Origin of the sequence: Comamonas sp. B-9 (genome assembly GCF_000410635.1) — a bacterium.
In the GTDB taxonomy this organism is placed as follows: domain Bacteria; phylum Pseudomonadota; class Gammaproteobacteria; order Burkholderiales; family Burkholderiaceae_C; genus Comamonas.
This window is the reverse complement of the sequence record NZ_KE148549.1, coordinates 1,243-3,971: the sequence shown is the minus strand read 5'-3', so window position 1 is coordinate 3,971 and position 2,729 is coordinate 1,243. Positions and strand designations below refer to the sequence as shown.

Genomic DNA, 2,729 nt, shown 5'->3' with positions numbered 1-2,729 from the left:
CCTGGCCGCGCCAGCCGGGGTAGCCCCACATCGCATCGGCCGTGTTGGCCAGCCGGTACAGCGCCGCGCCCGGCAGGCCGGCCACCGCAAACCAGAACAGCGGCGCCAGCACCGAATCGCTCAGGTTCTCGGCCAAGGTCTCGATCGCGCTCTCGCGCACTGTCGCAGCATCGAGCTGCGCGGTATCGCGGCTCACCAGCCAGGACAGGCGGGCCCGGCCCGCGTCCAGCGATTCGCCGAGCGCGGCCTCCACCGCCAGCACCTCGCTGCGCAGCATGCGCCAGGACAGTAAAGGTTTGAGCAGCAGTCCAGCCACCAGGCCATTCAGCCACCAAGGCGCTGCCTGCAGCAGATACATGAGGGCCGCATACACCCACCAAGCGACGCCCGCCAGCAGGCACCAGGCCAGCGCCGCCAGCACAAAGCGCCCGTAGGCGCGCTCCAGCGCCTGGAGCGGCGCAATCGCCTGGCCCAGCAGGCTCAGCAGCTGGCCCATATAGACAACAGGGTGCAACCGCACTGGCGGCTCGCCCCACAGCCAGTCCACCAGCAAGGCCACCAACACGGCCAGCAAGGCGGCCATTGGCGCCTGCCAGTACACCGCAGGGCCAGCATCGGTCATAGCCTGAACCAGCTGCAGCAGCGGGCTTCCACCGGCGAGGGCCAGCTCACCCAGCCAGCCAGCCGTCATGGCTGCGGTCCTTGTTCCATCGATGCGTCCGCTCCGGCCTCGCGCCAGCACTCGTCCATCAGCATGTCCTGCAAGGGCGCGCGGCTGGCCCAGCGCTCCTGCTGCAGCATCGGCTCGGCATAGTAGGCCTCCACAGGGCCCAGGCACAAAACAGCCAGCGGGTGCGCGCCGGCGGGCATGGCCAGCAGCTGCGCCAGCGCCTGGGGCTCGAACAGCGAGACCCAGCCCATCCCCAGCCCTTCGGCACGCGCGGCCAGCCACAGGTTCTGGATCGCGCAGGCGGTGCTGGCCACATCCATCTCGGGCAAGGTGCGGCGGCCAAACACATGGGCCTCGCGCCCGGGCGGCATGGCCACCACCAGCACCTCGGCCGCCTGCAGCACGCCCTGCACCTTGAGCTGCATGAAGTCGGCCTCGCGTGCGCCCAGCGCCTGGGCGGTGCGCAGGCGCTCGTCCTCCACCAGCGCATGGATGCGGCTGCGCATCTGCGCATCGCGCACGCGGATAAAGCGCCAGGGCTGCATAAAGCCGACGCTGGGCGCATGGTGCGCCGCCCGCAGCAGGCGCAGCAGGACGGCATCGTCCACCTGGCCGCCGGCAAAGTGGCGCATGTCGCGCCGCTCATGGATGGCACGGTAGACGGCCGCGCGCTCGGCCTCGCTGAAGGCCGTAGCGGCAATCGTGGGGGAGCTGATGGGGGCGTGGGAGTTGATATCGCTCATGCCAGCAATCGGCTGCGGGGCCTCAGTCTTCAATGCCGCGCTGCGCCGGGATGCCGGCCTTGAACGCATGCTTGATCAAGGTCATCTCGGTGACGGTGTCGGCCACATCGATGATCTCCTGCGGGCAGCGCCGGCCGGTGATGCAGACATGCACTTCCTTGGGCCGTGCGGCCAGGGTGTCCAGCACCTCCTGCAAGGGCAGCCAGCCGTAGATCAGCGGGTAAGTGATCTCGTCGAGCACCACCAGAAAATACGCGCCCGACAGGATGGCCGCCTTGGCCTTTTCCCAACCATCGCGCGCCAGCTGGCCGCTGTGCTCCAGATCGCGGCTCTTCCAGCTGAAGCCATCGCCCAGGCCTTCGACCGGCAGGCCCACCTGCTCGGCCAGGCGGTGCTCGCCAAAACGGGCGGTCGGCACCTTCATGAACTGGTAGACCTTCACCGCCTTGCCCCGGCCCGTCGCGCGGAAGGCCAGGCCAAAGGCCGCCGTGCTCTTGCCCTTGCCGTCACCGGTGTTGACGATCACCAGGCCACGGCGCTCGCCCTCGGGCTTTTCATAAGGCTTTTCGCTGGGTGGCGTTTCAATCTGCATTGGATATCTTTCCTAGTTAGCTTGTGTCTTTGGACCTGGGCCAGGCCCAGCGTCAAGTCAGGTTCAGCTCGCCCTCAAGGGCGAGCAGCGGTGCGCGGCAAGGCCATCCACACGCCATCAATGGCACGCACCTGGATGCGGTGGTCAAACACCGCCTCCAGCGCGGCATGCGTTGCCGGGTCGTCGCAGCGGCCCTGGTGCAGCACCCTGCCCGCCTGCAGCACCAGCATATGGTCGGCCAGCAGCGCCACTGATATCTCGTGGAGCACGCTGACCACGGTGCTGCCCTGGGCGGTCAAGGCCCGCATGCTGTCCACCCAGTCGGTCTGGTGCGGGGGGTCCAGGTTGGCCAGCGGTTCATCCATCAACAGCACGGGGGCCTGCACGGCCATGGCCCGGGCCAGCAGCACGCGCTGGCGCTCGCCGCCCGACAGTTCGGCCACCGGCCGGTGGCGCCAGTCCCAGGCATGCGCTGCACGCAGGCATTGCTCCACCACTGCATGGTCTGCGCCGCTGGGCGCTGCAAACCAGGGCTGGTGCGGCAGGGGGGCGGGGATGGCCACATCCATCACCGTCAGCTCCTGCGTCACCACCTCGCCCTGGCCCAGCCAGGCAAGCGCCTGGGCACGCTGCTTGCGCGGCCAGCGCTGCAAATCCTTGCCCAGCAGCGCCACCTCGCCCTGCAGCTGTGCCGCCGGCCACAGGCCGCCCAGCACCTTGAGCA

General features: G+C 68.9%; 4 protein-coding genes. All 4 read right to left on the bottom strand.

The window, feature by feature from the left end:
* Positions 1 to 691 (bottom strand): cobalamin biosynthesis protein (locus tag H928_RS0109600; protein ID WP_021026299.1); only part of this gene is annotated, 691 nt, incomplete at its 3' end.
* Positions 688 to 1,413, bottom strand: coding sequence for a 5,6-dimethylbenzimidazole synthase (gene bluB, locus H928_RS0109595; protein ID WP_021026298.1), 726 nt, complete (start codon positions 1,411 to 1,413; stop codon positions 688 to 690). The genes H928_RS0109600 and bluB, both read right to left, overlap by 4 nt.
* A 22-nt stretch (positions 1,414 to 1,435) precedes the next feature.
* Entirely contained in the window at positions 1,436 to 2,005 is a 570-nt protein-coding gene (gene cobO / locus H928_RS0109590; RefSeq protein ID WP_021026297.1) for a cob(I)yrinic acid a,c-diamide adenosyltransferase, read from the bottom strand.
* 74 nt (positions 2,006 to 2,079) lie between these two features.
* Positions 2,080 to 2,729: ABC transporter ATP-binding protein (locus tag H928_RS26940; protein ID WP_021026296.1), on the bottom strand; the 650-nt coding region annotated here is incomplete at its 5' end.